This is a genomic window from Mycobacterium sp. H4Y, from assembly GCF_000364405.1.
Classification (GTDB): Bacteria; Actinomycetota; Actinomycetes; order Mycobacteriales; family Mycobacteriaceae; genus Mycobacterium; species Mycobacterium intracellulare.
Window position 1 is genome coordinate 480439 of record NZ_AKIG01000002.1, and the last position, 14979, is coordinate 495417.

The following is a 14979-nucleotide window of genomic DNA, read 5'->3' on the forward strand; positions in this document are numbered from 1 at the left end:
CTCAGTGTCGCCCTTCTACCAGTTTCGCCCGGCCCGACGCGCGCACCGCGCTGCGCACCATCAGGCGGGAACGTACCGCCAACGAGGCGCGCAGCGCCCAGCGCAGCGGCGCGCGCAACCAACCGGCATGCCGGTCGGCCAGAAACATATACGTGCTCTTGTGATGGGCGGCGAGGTGGCTGGCCGGGTCCCCGCCCGTGGAGTGGCCCTTGTGGTGCAGGACTTCCGCCGACGGCACGTAGACGGACAGCCAGCCCGCCTTGCCGAGCCGGTCGCCGAGGTCGACGTCCTCCATATACATGAAGTAGCGCTCGTCGAACCCGCCGATCTGGCCGAACGCCGACCGCCGCACCAGCAGGCACGACCCCGACAGCCAGCCCACCGGGCGCTCGCTGGGCTCCAGCCGCTCCTGGCGGTACGCCGCCGACCACGGGTTGGTTTTCCAGAACGGCCCGACGACCGCGTGCATGCCGCCGCGGATCAGGCTGGGCAGGTGCCGCGCCGACGGATACACCGAGCCGTCGGGATCGCGGACCAGCGGGCCCAGCGCACCGGCGCGCGGCCAGCGCGATGCGGCGTCCAGCAGGGCGTCGATGCTGCCCGGTCCCCACTGCACGTCCGGATTGGCCACGATCACCCACTCGTCGTCGCGGTCCAGCTGCGCGACGGCGCGATTCACCGCGGTGCCGTAGCCGAGGTTGGCTCCGGTGTGAAACAGCCGCACGTTGGGATAGCGATCGACCGCCGCCTGCGGGGTGCCGTCGGTGGAGCCGTTGTCGGCCAGCAGCACGCACACCTCCCGCTCCGTGGCCAGCGACAGCGAGGCCAGGAAGCGCTCCAGATGCGGGCCCGGCGAGTAGGTCACCGTCACGACCGGCAGCACGTCAGTCACGCGTAGAGGGTAACGGTCGATCGGCCGCGGCCAGGGCCGCGACAAGCGCGGGGCGCCAGGGCCGCAGCGGCCGCAGCCCGGCCGCCGCGGACTGGCCACCCGACAGCGCGGAGTAGGCCGGTCGCGGCGCCGGCCGGGGAAAGCGGTCGGTGCCGACCGGACGCACCCGCGCCGGGTCGGCGCCGCATTCCTCGAAGACGGCGCGGGCCTGCTCGAACCGCGATACCGCTCCCTCGTTGGCGGCGTGCAGGATCGGGCCGGGCACGCGGTCGTCGACGATCTGCAGCAGCGCGGCGGCCAGGTCGCCGACGTAGGTCGGCGAGCCGGTCTGGTCGTCGACCACGTCCACCGGGCCGTCCCCGGCGGCCAGCCGGCGCATGACGGCGACGAAATCCTTGCCGGCGCCGCCGGTGTAGACCCAGGCGGTGCGGACCACGACCGCCTCGGGCAGCGCGGCCAGGACGGCCCGCTCCCCCGCGGCCTTGCTGCGGGCGTACACGCCCTGCGGCGCGGTTTGGTCGCTGGGCTCGTACGGTCGCGGTGCGGCGCCGCCGAAGTCGCCTTCGAAATTGCCACCGAAGACGTAGTCGGTGGAGACGTGGATCAACTGGGCGCCGGCCCGCGCGCAGGCCCGCGCGATGTGCCCGGGACCGGCCTCGTTGACCGCGAAGGCGCCCGCCTCGTCGGTCTCGGCGCCATCGACGTCTGTGTAGGCCGCGCAGTTGATCACCACGTCACCGCGCTGCACGATCCGTTCGGCGGCCGCGGGGTCGGTGATGTCCCACTGCGACGACGAATGCGCCAGGACCTCCCGGCCCTGATCCGCCGCCAGCGAGCTCAAATAGCCGCCCAGCTGCCCACCGGCGCCGGCGATCACGATCCTGCCTGACATGGTTCGAGTTTGGCATGGCCCGGCGAAGCCCAGAAAAGCGCGGGGCCCAAGAAATCGCGGGGTAGCGCGGGCCACGCCGCGATCGGCTACCCGTGAAGCTCGTGTGTCGCAAGTAATGTAGTGGGATGCCTGTGCAACGTGTGGTTCGTGTGATTGCCACCGTGCTGACGCTCGCGGTCGTCGTCGGCACCGGGATCGCGTGGAGCAATGTCCGGTCCTTCGAAGACGGCATCTTTCACATGTCGGCGCCCTCGCTGGGCAAGGGCGGCGACGACGGCGCGATCGACATCCTGTTGGTCGGCCTCGACAGCCGCACCGACGCGCACGGCAACCCGCTGTCCCAAGAGGAACTGGACACGCTGCGGGCCGGCGACGAGGAAGCCACCAACACCGACACGATCATCCTGATCCGGATCCCCAACAACGGGAAGTCGGCAACCGCGATCTCGATCCCGCGCGACTCCTACGTCGCCGCCCCCGGCCTGGGCAAGACGAAGATCAACGGCGTCTACGGCCAGACCCAGGAGGCCAAGCGCGCCAGCCTGGTCCGCGCCGGCGACGCCGCGGCGGACGCGGCCGCCCAGGGCACCGAGGCCGGCCGCGAGGCGCTGATCAAGACCGTCGCCGACCTGACCGGCGTCACCGTCGACCACTACGCCGAGATCGGCCTGCTCGGCTTCTCGCTGATCACCGAGGCCCTCGGCGGCGTCGACGTCTGCCTCAAAGAGCCGGTGTTCGAGCCCCTTTCGGGTGCCGACTTCCCGGCGGGCCCGCAACGGCTCAGCGGCCCCGAAGCCCTCAGCTTCGTGCGCCAGCGCCACGAACTGCCGCGCGGCGACCTGGACCGGGTGGTGCGCCAGCAGGTGGTGATGGCCTCGCTGGCCCACCGGGTCATCTCCGGCAAGACGCTGTCCAGCCCCACCACGGTGCGGCGCCTGGAAGCCGCCGTGCAGCGTTCGGTGGTGATCTCGGCCGGGTGGGACGTGATGGATTTCGTGCAGCAGATGCAGAAGCTGGCCGGCGGCAACGTCGCGTTCGCCACCATCCCGGTGCTCGACGGCGCCGGCTGGAGCGACGACGGCATGCAGAGCGTGGTGCGGGTGGACCCGCACCAGGTGGCCGACTGGGTGAACGGACTCCTGCACGAGCAGGAGGAGGGCAAGACCGAGGAGATCGCCTACACGCCCGCGAAGACCACCGCCAGCGTCGTCAACGACACCGACATCAACGGGCTGGCCGCGGCCGTGTCAGACGTGTTGAGCGCCAAGGGTTTTGCCACGGGCACGGTGGGCAACAACGACGGCGGGCACGTCAAGGCCAGCCAGGTCCGCGCCGCCAAGAGCGACGACATGGGGGCCAAGGAGGTCTCCAAGGAATTGGGTGGGCTGCCGGTGATCGCCGACGCCTCGCTGGCGCCGGGCGCGGTGCGGGTGGTGCTGGCCAACGACTACAGCGGCCCGGGCTCGGGCCTGTCGGGCACCGAGACGATCATGCCCGCGCGGGTGTCCACCGCCGGCGCGGTGGCCACCAACCCCAACGTCCCCCCGCCGTCGCCGATCCTGACCGCCGGCTCCGACAAACCGGAGTGCATAAACTAACGACCCGTGCAGCAACCGAGCACGCTGAGCGGGGCCATCCTCGATCCGATGTTGCGGGCCGACCCGGTCGGCCCGCGGATCACCTACTACGACGACGCGACCGGCGAGCGCATCGAGTTGTCCGGGGTGACGCTGGCCAACTGGGCCGCCAAGACCGGCAACCTGTTGCGCGACGAACTGGGGGCCGGGCCGGCCAGTCGCGTCGCGATCCTGCTGCCCGCGCACTGGCAGACGGCCGCGGTGCTGTTCGGGGTGTGGTGGATCGGCGCCGAGGCGGTGCTGGCGGGGCCGGCCGACCTGGCGCTCTGCACCACCGAGCGCCTTGACGAAGCCGACGACGCGGTGGCCGGGGGCGAGGTCGCGGTGCTGTCGCTGGACGCGTTCGGCCGCCCGGCACCCGACCTGCCGATCGGTGTGACCGACTACGCCACCGCGGTGCGGGTGCACGGCGACCAGATCGTTCCCGAACCGCGCCCGGGGCCCGCGCTGGGTGGCCGCTCGGTCGACGACGTGCTGGCGGATTGTCAAACATCCGCGGCGGCAAGGGGTTTGACGTCGAGCGACCGCGTGCTGTCCGGCAAGCCGTGGACCGAACCCGCCGAGCTGGTGGACAACCTGCTGGCGATCATGGCCGTCGGCGCCTCGCTGGTGCAGGTGGCCAACGCCGATCCGGACGCGCAGTCGCGCCGCATCGAGACCGAAAAGGTCACCCGGGTGCTCTGAGGCGGCGCCACCCGCCCCGGCACGATTCATATTGATATCGCAATATTTCGATGTTAACGTCGAGCGAGCACGGGCTGAACACGCGGACGACGAGGAAGGTTGCGGCAATGGCGGTGTACGGGCTCTTGGCGAAGGCGGCGGGGACGGTCGTCACCGGGCTGGTCGGCGTGACGGCCTACGAGGTGGTGCGCAAGGCCGTGGCCAAGGCGCCGCTGCACGAGACCGCGGTGAAGGGCGCCGAGCTCGGTCTGCGCGGCACCCGCAGGGCCGAGGAGGCCGCCGAGTCGGCGCGCCTGCGCCTCGCCGACGTCATGGCCGAGGCCCGCGAGCGCATCGGCGAGGAGGCGCCCACGCCGTCGATCGCAGAACCCCACGACCACGAGCACTGATCGCCGCTATGGACCTCGCCCTAGTCCCCGACGTTGACGACGAGGTGCGGGCGAAAGACCCCGCGCTGCAGGTGATTTCCGACGCCGCCGGACGTATGCGGGTCGCGGTCGCCTGGGTGCGCGCCGATTCGCGGCGCGCCGTGGCGGTCGAGGAGGCCGTCGCCAAGTGCGAGGGCGTGCGCGTGGTGCACGCCTACCCGCGCACCGGGTCGGTGATCGTCTGGTATTCGCCGCGGCGCTGCGACCGCTCCTCGGTGCTGGCGGCCATCGGCGACGCGGCGCACGTCGCGGCCGAACTGATCCCGGCGCGCGCGCCGCACTCCACCGAGATCCGCAACGCCGACGTGCTGCGCATGGTGATCGGCGGCGCGGCGCTGGCGCTGCTCGGGATGCGCCGCTACGTGTTCGCGCGGCCGCCGCTGCTCGGCCCCAGCGGCCGGCTGTTCGCCACCGGTGTCACCGTCTTCACCGGCTACCCCTTCCTGCGCGGCGCGCTGCGCTCGCTGCGCTCCGGCAAGGCCGGGACCGACGCGCTGGTCTCCGCGGCGACCGTGGCGAGCCTGGTGCTGCGGGAGAACGTGGTCGCGCTGACGGTGCTATGGCTGCTCAACATCGGTGAGTACCTGCAGGATCTGACGCTGCGACGGACCCGTCGGGCCATCTCGGAGTTGCTGCGCGGCAACCAGGACACGGCGTGGCTGCGGCTCGACGACGGCCCCACCCCGCGCGAGGTCCAGGTGCCGATCGACACCGTGCAGATCGGCGACGAGGTCGTGGTGCACGACCACGTCGCGATCCCGGTCGACGGCGAGGTGGTCGACGGCGAGGCCGTCGTCAACCAGTCCGCGATCACCGGGGAGAACCTGCCGGTCAGCATCGTGGCCGGCGCGCACGTGCACGCAGGTTCGGTGGTGGTGCGCGGACGCCTGGTGGTGAGGGCCAGCGCGGTCGGCAACCAGACCACCATCGGGCGCATCATCGCCCGGGTCGAAGAGGCGCAACACGACCGGGCGCCGATTCAGACCGTCGGCGAAAACTTCTCCCGCCGTTTCGTTCCCACCTCGTTCATCGTCTCGGCCATCACGCTGGCGATCACCGGTGACGTCCGCCGGGCGATGACGATGCTGCTGATCGCCTGCCCGTGCGCGGTGGGTTTGGCCACCCCGACGGCGATCAGCGCGGCGATCGGCAACGGCGCGCGCCGCGGCATCCTGATCAAGGGCGGTTCGCACCTCGAGCAGGCCGGCCAGGTGGACGCGATCGTGTTCGACAAGACCGGCACGCTCACCGTCGGACGCCCGGTGGTCACCAACATCATTGCGCTGCACAAGGACTGGCAGCCCGAACAGGTGCTGGCCTACGCGGCCAGCTCGGAGATCCACTCGCGGCACCCGCTGGCCGAGGCGGTGATCCGCTCCACCGAGGAACGCCACATCACCATCCCGCCGCACGAGGAGTGCGAGGTGCTGGTCGGGCTGGGCATGCGGACCTGGGCCGACGGCCGGACCCTGCTGCTGGGCAGCCCCGGGCTGCTGCGCTCCGAAAAGGTCAGGGTGTCCAAGAAGGCGTCGGAATGGGTGGACAGGCTGCGCCGCCAGGCCGAGACGCCGCTGCTGCTGGCCGTCGACGGCACGCTGGTGGGTTTGATCAGCCTGCGCGACGAGGTGCGGCCGGAGGCCGCCGACGTGCTGAAGAAGCTGCGCGCCAACGGTATTCGCCGGGTGGTCATGCTCACCGGGGATCACCCGGACATCGCCGAGGTGGTGGCGCGCGAACTCGGGATCGACGAGTGGCACGCCGAGGTGATGCCGGAGGACAAGCTCGCGGCGGTGCGCGAGCTGCAGGACGAGGGCTTCATCGTCGGGATGGTCGGCGACGGCATCAACGACGCGCCCGCGCTCGCGGCCGCCGACATCGGCATCGCGATGGGGCTGGCCGGAACCGACGTCGCCGTGGAGACCGCCGACGTGGCCCTGGCCAACGACGACCTGCATCGCCTGCTCGACGTGCGGGACCTCGGGGCCCGCGCCGTCGACGTCATCCGCGAGAACTACGGCATGTCCATCGCCGTCAACGCCGCCGGGCTGATCATCGGGGCGGGCGGCGCGCTGTCCCCGGTGCTGGCCGCGATCCTGCACAACGCGTCGTCGGTGGCGGTGGTGGCCAACAGCTCCCGGCTGATCAGATACCGGTTGGATGCGCCGCGCAACGGCAGCGGCAACTGACCCGGCTCAGCAGCCGCACTGCTCGCCGCGCCAGGCGCGCACGCCCTGCCACACGGCGACACCGGCGATCGCGAGCCCCACGGCGGGGTCGATCCACCAGGCGCTCGACCACAGCGCCGTCGCCGCGAGGCCGATCAGCACCCCGGCCGCCTGGGCGCCGCACAGGTAGTTCTGAATCCCCTCGGCCTCGGTGGCGCCCGAGCCCAGCCGCGCGCCCAAGCGGTGGTTCGCCCGGCCCAGCACCGGCATGAGCAGCAGGGCCAGGGCGGTCAGGGCGATGCCGATCATCGACGTCTCGGCGCAGTGTTCGCCGACCAGCTCGCGGATGGATTCGGCGGCGATGTACGGGGCGGTGAGCCAGAACGACACCGCGACGCCGCGTTGTGCGCGCCGCTCGGCGCTCGGGGAAAAGGTGCGCGCGCCGCTGAACCGCCACACCACCATCGCGCTGGCCAGCGACTCCGACGCCCCGCCGAGGGCCCAGCCGGTCAGGGCGATGGAGCCGACAGAGAGCCCCTGCCACAGCCCGACGGCGCCCTCGACGAGCACCACGGCCAGGCTGATCCACGCCAGCCGGCGCGCCCACGCGGCGCCGCGCCGCCAGCCGGCGTCGTGCGCGGCGGTGCATTCCTGCGTCAGGGCGGCCGATGTGGTCATTGGGCCAGGTTAGCGAGCGCGCGGCGGGGCCGGGGTCGCAACACCCGGCCGTGATCGATCTGTGTCGCGCCGCCGGCACGGCGGGGCCCGGCCCGCCGGCCGCCGCCCGGCGTTGGTAGTTATTGTGGCTAACCAGTAGACCCGAAGGGATTTCCGCGATGGCGCGCACCGACGACGACACCTGGGACCTGGCGACCAGCGTGGGCGCGACCGCCACCATGGTGGCCGCGGGACGGGCCCGGGCCACCCGGGACGGGCTGATCGACGACCGGTTCGCCGAGCCGCTGGTGCGCGCGGTGGGCGTCGACTTCATGACCCGGTGGGCGGCCGGTGAACTCGATTCCGCCGACGTCGACGAGCCCGGCGCCGCGTGGGGCATGCAGCGCATGACCGACATGATGGCCGCCCGCACCCGCTACATCGACGCGTTCTTCGCCGAGGCGGGGGCGGCCGGCATCGGTCAGGTGGTCATCCTCGCCTCCGGCCTGGATGCGCGCGCCTACCGGTTGCCCTGGCCCGCGGGCACCACGGTGTTCGAGATCGACCAGCCGCAGGTGCTCGAGTTCAAGGCCGCCACCATCGCCGACCTCGGCGCCGAGCCGACCGCCGAGGTGCGCAACGTCCCGGTCGACCTGCGCCACGACTGGCCGTCGGCGCTGCGCCAGGCCGGCTTCGACGCCGGGCGACCCGCCGCCTGGGCCGCCGAGGGTCTGATCGGCTTCCTGCCGCCGGAGGCCCAGGATCGGTTGCTGGACAACATCACCGAGCTGTCCGCCGACGGCAGCCAGTTGGTGGCCGAGGTGTTCGCGAACACCGGTGTCAGCGGGGACGCGCTGAACGCGGCGAGCGAAAAGTGGCGGCAGGGCGGCCTCGACATCGCGCTGGGCGACCTGGGATTCCCCGGGCCGCGCAACGACGTGGCGACCTACCTGCAGCAGCAGGGCTGGCAGCCGGTGCGCACGCCGCTGAATCAGCTGCTGGCCAACACCGGGCTCCCGCTGCAATCGACCGACCCCGAGGCGCCCTTCGCCCAGAACTACTACTGCACCGCGGTGCGCAACGCGGCGCGTTGAGGAAGGCAGGCACCAGTGCCAAACAGCAAGCCACCCAAGCCACTTGACGGATTCCGGGTGCTCGACTTCACCCAGAACATCGCCGGGCCGATGGCCGGCCAGGTGCTGGCCGACCTGGGGGCCGAGGTCATCAAGGTCGAGGCGCCCGTCGGCGAGGCGGCCCGCCACATCACCGCGGTGCTGCCCGGCCGCCCGCCGCTGGCCACCCTGTTCCTCCCCCACAACCGCGGCAAGAAGTCGGTGATGGCGGACCTGCGCGACGACGAGGCCAAGCAGCAGATCATGCGGCTGGTCGACACCGCAGACGTTGTGCTGGAAGGGTTTCGGCCCGGGGTGATGGAACGCATGGGACTGGGGCCCGACGAGCTGCAATCCCGCAACCCCAAACTCATCTACGCGCGCCTCTCGGCCTACGGCGGCAACGGCCCGGAGGGCAACCGGCCCGGCGTGGACCTGATGGTCGCCGCCGAATCCGGCATGACCACCGGGATGCCCACGCCCAGCGGCAAACCCCAGATCATCCCGTTCCAGCTCGTCGACGCCGCCAGCGGACACGTGCTGGCGCAGGCGGTCCTGGCCGCGCTGCTCAACCGCGAGCGCCACGGCGTGGCCGACGTCGTGCGGGTCGCCATGTACGACGTCGCGGTCAGCCTGCAGGCCAGCCAGCTGACCATCCACCTGAACAAGCCCAACGCGGAACCCAAGCCGTCCGATTCGGCGCCAAAGCCCAAGCGGCGCAAGGGCGTCGGGTTCGCCACCCAGCCGTCGGACGCCTTCAAGGCGGCCGACGGATACCTGGTGATCAGCGCGTACGTGCCCAAGCACTGGGACAAGCTGTGCGAGATCATCGGCCGCCCCGACATGCGCGAGGACGAGCGGTTCATCGACCAGCGCGCCCGGGCGCTCAACTATCCGGAGCTCACCGAGGAACTCGAGAAGGCGCTGGCCGCCAAGACCGCCGACGAATGGGTCCGGCTGCTGCAGGACGGCGGCCTGATGGCCTGCCACGCCTACACCTGGAAGCAGGTGGTCGGCACCGCGCTGTTCGCGGAGAACGAGCTCGCCCTGCCGGTCGGCGAGGGTGAGGACGCGGTCACGGTGATCCGCACCCCGGCACGCTATTCCAGCTTCGAGGCCTCGTCGGCCGGCTGGGCCACCGACCCTCCCCCGGCCCTCGGGCAGCACACCGAGGAGTATCTGGGCGCACCGCAACCCGCGTCGTGAGCCTCAGGGCGTCAGCTTGACCACCCGGTCGTTGCCGCGGTCGGCGATATAGACGCTTCGTTCCTTGTCGACCGCCACCGCCAAGGGCGTGTTGAGCCCGTCGAACGGCAGGACGGTCGGCGTGTTCGAGCCCGCCGGGAACTTCAGCACGTCACTCTTGTCGTGTTCGGTGACGTAGACGGTGCCGCTGTTGTCCACCGCGATGCCCCACGGCACGGAGACGTTCTGAAATGGCAACTCCGCCTGGGTATTCGAATTGGCGTCGAGCTTGACGATCCTGTTGTTGTCGGTGTCGGCGACGTACACGGTGCCCGCGGCGTCGACGGCGACACCGTCGGGATTCTTCAGTCCGTTGAACGGCAACTCGGTCTGGGTCTTGGAGCCCGCCGCCAGCTTCACCACCCTGCTGTTGCCGCGGTCGGCGACGTACACCGCGCCCTGGCTGTCGACCGCGACGCCCTCGGGGTAGCTCAGACCGGAAAACGGCAGCACCTTCTGGTCGTTGGAGCCCGCGGCCAGGCTGACCACCCGGTTGTTGAAATCGGCGACGTACACCGTGCCGGCGCCGTCGACGGCCAGACCCTGCGGCTGGTAGAGCCCGTGGAACGGCAGCACCGTCGTGGCGTTCGAACCGGCCGTCAGCTTCACCACGCGCCCGTACATGCCCTCGCTGGTGACGTAGACGTCGCCGGCGCTGTCCAGCGCCACCCCGCCCGGGGAGAGGCGGAAGTCAATCCCGTTGAAGGGCAACACACTTTGACCGGACGCCTCCTGCGGCGGCCCCGAGGACCGCGTGGACAGGTAACCGGCGACCGCCACGATGAACGCGACGAGGGCGACGAGCGCGATGGCGCCGACGATGATCCACTGCTTTCGCTTGCTGTCGATCGGCACGGCGGGACTCCTGAAGTCCGGCCCGGACCCGTAGGTGTGGCCGAACGTCGTTGGGGCGGGACGGATCAGCGAGGGGTGATGGCCGGAGCGCTCGGACCAGCCGGTGCCGACGGTCCTCGGGGCCACCGGACCGGCCATGGTCTCGGCCGCGGGCCAGGACTGCGGCTCGCGCTCCGGGCGTTGGGCCGACGCCTCCGCACGCTGGACCGCGTCCTCCCCTTCGCGCAGGATCGTGGTCGCCTTGCGCTGCTCGGACGTGGTCAGCGCGTCATGCGCGGCGGCGGCGAATTCGCCCGCGGTGCGATAGCGCTCCTCGGGACGTTTGGCCATGCCCTTGGCGATCACCTGATCCAGGGCGGGCGGAAACGCCCCGGGGCGCAGTTGGCTGGGTGACGGGGGTGCCTTCGTCAGGTGCGCGGCGACCAGCCGTTCGATCGTGTCGGCCCGATACGGCGGCGAGCCGGTCAGGCACTCACTCAAAACGCATGCGAGCGAATAGATGTCGGCGCTGTGGGTGACGGTGTCGTCGGTGAATCGTTCCGGCGCCATGTAGTAATACGTGCCGATCGCGGTCCCGAACTGGGTCAACCCCGGATCGGTTGCGGCCCGGGCGATTCCGAAATCCGCCAGGTACGCGAAGTCGCTGCCGGTGATCAGGATGTTGCCCGGTGTGACGTCGCGGTGCGTCACCCCGACGGCGTGCGCCGCGTCCAGCGCGGCGGCGACCTGGCTGATGATCGCGATCGCCCGCGGCGCGGCCAGCGGCCCGTCGCGGCGCAACAGCGTGCCCAGGTCGACGCCGTCGACGAGGCGCATGTCCACATAGAAACGCCCGTCGATCTCGCCGTAGTCGTGGATCGGCACCACATGCGGTTCGGTCAGCCGTCCGGCGATATCGGCCTCGCGCTGCAGGCGGGCACGGAACTCCGAGTTGCCGGAGAACTGTTGTGAGATCAGTTTCAGGGCCACCATGCGGCGCTTGCGGGTGTCCTCGGCCTCGTACACCTCGCCCATGCCGCCCTGGCGCAGCAGGCGCACCAGCCGGTAGGGCCCGAACCAGGACCCGGCCCGCGAGGCCGGTCCGCTATCGCTCACCGTCGAGTCTCCATGTCACGAAATCGCATTGACCGCGCCCGACAGCTTCGCCGTGAACGAGCTGGGCAGCGGGATGGAACCGTACTGGTCCAGCCCCTCCTGGCCCGGCCCGATCGCGGCCTGCATGAACGCCTTCACCGCCTTGCCCGTCGCCGCGTCCGGATACTTCGAACAGACGATTTCATAGGTCGCCAGCACGATCGGGTACGCGCCGGACTGTGTCGGCTTGTAGAACGACGAGGTGTCCAGCACCAGGTCGTTGCCCTGCCCCTTGAAGGTCGCCCCGGCGATCGTCTTTTCGACGCTGTCCTTGGTGATCGGCACCGCGTCCGGGCCCGCCGACGTGATGATCGACGCCATGTTCAGCTGCTTGCCCACCGCGAACGACCACTCGTTGTAGGTGATCGACCCCTCGGTGTTCTGCAGCAGCGCGGACGTGCCGTTGTTCCCGCTGGCGCCCTGCCCGACGCCGCCGTTGAACACCTCGCTGTCGCCCTTGCCCCAGGCGCCGTCCGACGCGCCGTCGAGGTACTTCTGGAAGTTGGCGGTGGTGCCGGATTTGTCGCTGCGGAAGATGACCGTGATGGGCGTCGACGGCAGGGCCAGGCCCGAGTTGATCGCCTTCAGCGCCGGATCGTCCCACTTGGTGATGGTGCCGTTGAAGATCTTCGCCACGGTGGGCCCGTCCAGTTTCAGCCCGCTCACCCCGGTCAGGTGATAGGTGACCGCGATCGGGCCGAACACCGTGGGCAGATCCCAGGCCTGCGAACCGCACCGCTGCGCCGCCCTGTCGTTTTGACCGGTGGACGGGTCCAGCGGGACATCGGAACCGGCGAGATCCGTTTGGTTGTTCAGGAATTCGGTCACGCCGGCGCCGGAGCCGTTGGCGTCGTAATCAAGCGTGTAACCCGGGCAGGCCCGAACGTAGGCGTAGACGAACTGCTCGATGGCGTTCTGCTGCGCGGTCGAGCCGCTGTCTTTGAGGACCTTCTTACCGCCGCAGTCCACCGACGCCTGCTTGCCGCTCGATCCCGACGACGAGTTGTTGTCGCCGCATCCCGCCAGCGCCAGGGCGACGGCGGCCACCACGCTCACGGCGACGCCAGATCGAGCGAACCTCACGAAACTCCTTCGATCGTCAACAAAAGTTAACCAATCGCGAATATACAAACCCTTGACAAAGAATAAGAGGTTAATGGCCGGTGACCGCGTGCCGGGCGCAGACACGTAGCATCGGTTGTCAATGCGTCGCGAACAACAGTTACCGGCCGCAGTTGCGGCTCCTGTCGCCGAGGGTGGCCAGCTCATGCGGGCCGTCGACCTCACCCTGGGGTTCGGCCCCAAAACGGTCCTCGAGCAGGTCAGCCTCGACTTCCCCGCCCGTTCCGTCACCACCCTGCTGGGGCCGACCGGCTCGGGCAAGACCACCTTCCTGCGCACCCTGAACCGGATGAACGACAAGGTCTCCGGATTCCGGCACAGCGGTGACGTCCTGTTAGGCGGGCGCACCATCTTCGCCGACCGCGACCTGATGGAGTTTCGCCGCAGCGTGGGCATGCTGTTCCAGCGTCCCAACCCGTTCCCGATGTCGATCATGGACAACGTGGTGGCCGGCGTGCGCGCGCACAAAATGGCGCCGCGCAAGCAATTCAAAAGCGTCGCCGAGGCCCGGCTCACCGAGGTCGGCCTGTGGGACGCGGTGAAGGATCGCCTCGGCGATTCGCCGTTCCGGCTCTCCGGTGGCCAGCAGCAGTTGTTGTGCCTGGCCCGCGCGCTCGCGGTCAACCCGGACGTGCTGTTGCTCGACGAGCCCACCTCGTCGCTGGACCCGACCACCACCGAGAAGATCGAGGGACTGATCCGCTCCCTCGCCGACCGGCTGACCGTGATCATGGTCACCCACGATCTCGCGCAGGCCGCCCGTACCGGCGACCGGACCGCCTTCTTTTTCGAGGGCAGGCTGGTCGAGGAGGGGCCGACCAAGCAGTTGTTCCTGTCGCCGCAGCACGAGGAGACCGTCCGCTACTTCGCGCCGTTCCGGCCGGCACAGGGCTCGGATCGGGGTTCCTCGCAGACGGCCGGGGTCGCGGAAAGCGTCTCAGAAAGCCAATAGCGGGAAAGGGTCTCGCCGGGAAGAGGAAGCGGGGACGTGAGGAGTCGTCTGGGTACGCTGCTGGGTCTGGTGGCCATCGCGCCGCCGGTCCTCGGGATCGCGGCGTGCGGTTCGCACGCCGAGACCGCCGGGCGTGGTGCGTCGAGCACCGGCCCGGCCGCCGTCAGCGTCGCCACCGCCCCGGCGACGTCCACGATCGAGCTCTCCGAGACCGGCAGCACGCTGCTCTACCCACTGTTCAGCGAGTGGGGCGCCGCCTACCGCGCCAAGCACCCGAACGTCACCATCACCACCCAGGGCAGCGGCTCGGGCGCGGGGATCTCCCAGGCCGCCGCCGGGGCGGTCGTCATCGGCGCCTCCGACGCCTACCTGTCCGCGGGCGACATGGCCGCGCACAAGGGGCTGATGAACATCGCGCTGGCCATCTCGGCGCAGCAGGTCAACTACAACCTGCCCGGGGTGCATCAGCACCTCAAGCTCAACGGCAAGGTGCTGGCCGGCATGTACCGGGGCACGATCAAGACCTGGAATGACCCGCAGATCGCCGGCATCAACCCCGGCTTGCAGCTCCCCGCGACCCCGGTGGTGCCGCTGCACCGCTCCGACGGGTCCGGCAGCACGTTTCAGTTCACCCAGTACCTGTCCAAGCAGGACCCCGACGGCTGGGGCCGCTCGCCCGGGTTCGGCACCACCGTCTCCTTCCCGGCCGTGCCCGAAGCGCTGGGCGAGAACGGCGACGGCGCCATGGTGACCGGCTGCGCCGCGAACCCGGGCTGTGTGGCCTACACCAGCATCGGTTCGCTCGACGAGGCCGACCAGCACGGCCTCGGCGAGGCAAAGCTGGGCAACGCCTCCGGCAAATACCTGCTGCCCAACGCCAAGAGCATTGGAGCCGCGGCCGCCGGCGTCGCCTCGAAAACCCCGGCGAACCAGGCGATCTCGCTGATCAACGGCCCCGCCACGGATGGGTACCCGATCGTCAACTACGAGTACGCGATCGTTAACGCGGACCAGCGCGACGACGCCACCGCCCAGACGCTGCAGGCGTTCCTGCACTGGGCGATCACCGAGGGCAACGGCCCGTCGTTTCTGGACAAGGTTCACTTCCAGCCGCTGCCGGCCGAGGTGGTGACGCTGTCGGACGCCCAGATCGCCAAGATCGGCGGATGAGCGCAGAAAAGCAAAGGGACGCAAGGGACCTAAA

The 14979-nt window shown here is 70.3% G+C and carries 13 protein-coding genes; 8 read left to right on the forward strand and 5 right to left on the reverse strand.

Translation table 11 applies throughout. The annotated features are described in order from the left end of the window. Position 1 precedes the first annotated feature (1 nt). Positions 2-892 (reverse strand): glycosyltransferase family 2 protein, encoded by an 891-nt coding sequence (locus W7U_RS16065; RefSeq protein ID WP_008259824.1) that lies wholly within the window; start codon positions 890-892, stop codon positions 2-4. Then, complete coding sequence (gene rfbD, locus W7U_RS16070; RefSeq protein WP_036429461.1) at positions 885-1784, reverse strand: dTDP-4-dehydrorhamnose reductase; 900 nt, start codon at positions 1782-1784, stop codon at positions 885-887. Before rfbD ends, W7U_RS16065 begins: the two co-directional genes overlap by 8 nt. A gap of 125 nt (positions 1785-1909) precedes the next feature. On the opposite strand from rfbD, the gene W7U_RS16075 reads away from it, so the two are divergent. The 4 genes from W7U_RS16075 (at position 1910) to ctpC (ending at position 6719) form a co-directional block, all read left to right on the forward strand. Next, positions 1910-3382, forward strand: coding sequence for an LCP family protein (locus W7U_RS16075; protein ID WP_036429462.1), 1473 nt, complete (start codon positions 1910-1912; stop codon positions 3380-3382). A gap of 6 nt (positions 3383-3388) precedes the next feature. Further along, the gene (locus W7U_RS16080) at positions 3389-4105 is read left to right on the forward strand and encodes a TIGR03089 family protein (RefSeq protein ID WP_014385683.1); all 717 of its coding nucleotides are present in this window, start codon (positions 3389-3391) and stop codon (positions 4103-4105) included. A 107-nt stretch (positions 4106-4212) separates the two neighbouring features. Further along, a complete protein-coding gene (locus tag W7U_RS16085) occupies positions 4213-4494 on the forward strand; it encodes a DUF1490 family protein (protein ID WP_008259830.1) in 282 nt (93 codons plus the stop codon). A gap of 8 nt (positions 4495-4502) precedes the next feature. Further along, complete coding sequence (gene ctpC / locus W7U_RS16090) at positions 4503-6719, forward strand: manganese-exporting P-type ATPase CtpC (protein ID WP_008259831.1); 2217 nt, start codon at positions 4503-4505, stop codon at positions 6717-6719. Positions 6720-6725: 6 nt separating this feature from the next. Here ctpC and W7U_RS16095 read toward each other — a convergent pair whose 3' ends face one another. Next, positions 6726-7376: a cation transporter gene (locus tag W7U_RS16095; RefSeq protein WP_008259832.1), complete on the reverse strand. Its 651-nt coding sequence runs from the start codon at positions 7374-7376 to the stop codon at positions 6726-6728. Positions 7377-7534: 158 nt separating this feature from the next. Between W7U_RS16095 and W7U_RS16100 the strand changes: the two genes are divergently transcribed. Further along, positions 7535-8449, forward strand: coding sequence for a class I SAM-dependent methyltransferase (locus W7U_RS16100; protein WP_008259833.1), 915 nt, complete (start codon positions 7535-7537; stop codon positions 8447-8449). A gap of 15 nt (positions 8450-8464) precedes the next feature. Further along, positions 8465-9673 (forward strand): CoA transferase, encoded by a 1209-nt coding sequence (locus W7U_RS16105; protein ID WP_008259842.1) that lies wholly within the window; start codon positions 8465-8467, stop codon positions 9671-9673. A 3-nt stretch (positions 9674-9676) separates the two neighbouring features. On the opposite strand, the gene W7U_RS16110 is transcribed toward W7U_RS16105, so the two are convergent. Both W7U_RS16110 and pstS (W7U_RS16115) read right to left on the reverse strand, forming a co-directional pair. Next, positions 9677-11662 carry a serine/threonine-protein kinase PknD gene (locus W7U_RS16110; protein ID WP_008259849.1) on the reverse strand — a complete coding sequence of 662 codons (1986 nt, stop codon included), beginning with the start codon at positions 11660-11662 and terminating at the stop codon, positions 9677-9679. A 15-nt stretch (positions 11663-11677) separates the two neighbouring features. Beyond that, entirely contained in the window at positions 11678-12784 is a 1107-nt protein-coding gene (pstS, locus tag W7U_RS16115; RefSeq protein WP_008259858.1) for a phosphate ABC transporter substrate-binding protein PstS, read from the reverse strand. Between the two features lie 184 nt (positions 12785-12968). On the opposite strand from pstS (W7U_RS16115), the gene W7U_RS16120 reads away from it, so the two are divergent. Both W7U_RS16120 and pstS (W7U_RS16125) read left to right on the forward strand, forming a co-directional pair. Next, positions 12969-13775 (forward strand): ATP-binding cassette domain-containing protein, encoded by an 807-nt coding sequence (locus W7U_RS16120; protein WP_008259860.1) that lies wholly within the window; start codon positions 12969-12971, stop codon positions 13773-13775. A 36-nt stretch (positions 13776-13811) separates the two neighbouring features. Then, complete coding sequence (pstS, locus tag W7U_RS16125; protein WP_014712274.1) at positions 13812-14945, forward strand: phosphate ABC transporter substrate-binding protein PstS; 1134 nt, start codon at positions 13812-13814, stop codon at positions 14943-14945. The last annotated feature ends 34 nt before the right edge of the window (positions 14946-14979 follow it).

Excerpts from the sequence above, each read along its gene's own strand:
- W7U_RS16120 (WP_008259860.1), top strand. The coding sequence starts at position 12,969 with ATGCGGGCCGTCGACCTCACCCTGGGGTTCGGCCCCAAAACGGTCCTC.
- W7U_RS16095 (WP_008259832.1), bottom strand. The coding sequence starts at position 7,376 with ATGACCACATCGGCCGCCCTGACGCAGGAATGCACCGCCGCGCACGAC.
- rfbD (WP_036429461.1), bottom strand. The coding sequence starts at position 1,784 with ATGTCAGGCAGGATCGTGATCGCCGGCGCCGGTGGGCAGCTGGGCGGC.
- W7U_RS16100 (WP_008259833.1), top strand. The coding sequence starts at position 7,535 with ATGGCGCGCACCGACGACGACACCTGGGACCTGGCGACCAGCGTGGGC.
- W7U_RS16085 (WP_008259830.1), top strand. The coding sequence starts at position 4,213 with ATGGCGGTGTACGGGCTCTTGGCGAAGGCGGCGGGGACGGTCGTCACC.
- W7U_RS16075 (WP_036429462.1), top strand. The coding sequence starts at position 1,910 with ATGCCTGTGCAACGTGTGGTTCGTGTGATTGCCACCGTGCTGACGCTC.
- ctpC (WP_008259831.1), top strand. The coding sequence starts at position 4,503 with ATGGACCTCGCCCTAGTCCCCGACGTTGACGACGAGGTGCGGGCGAAA.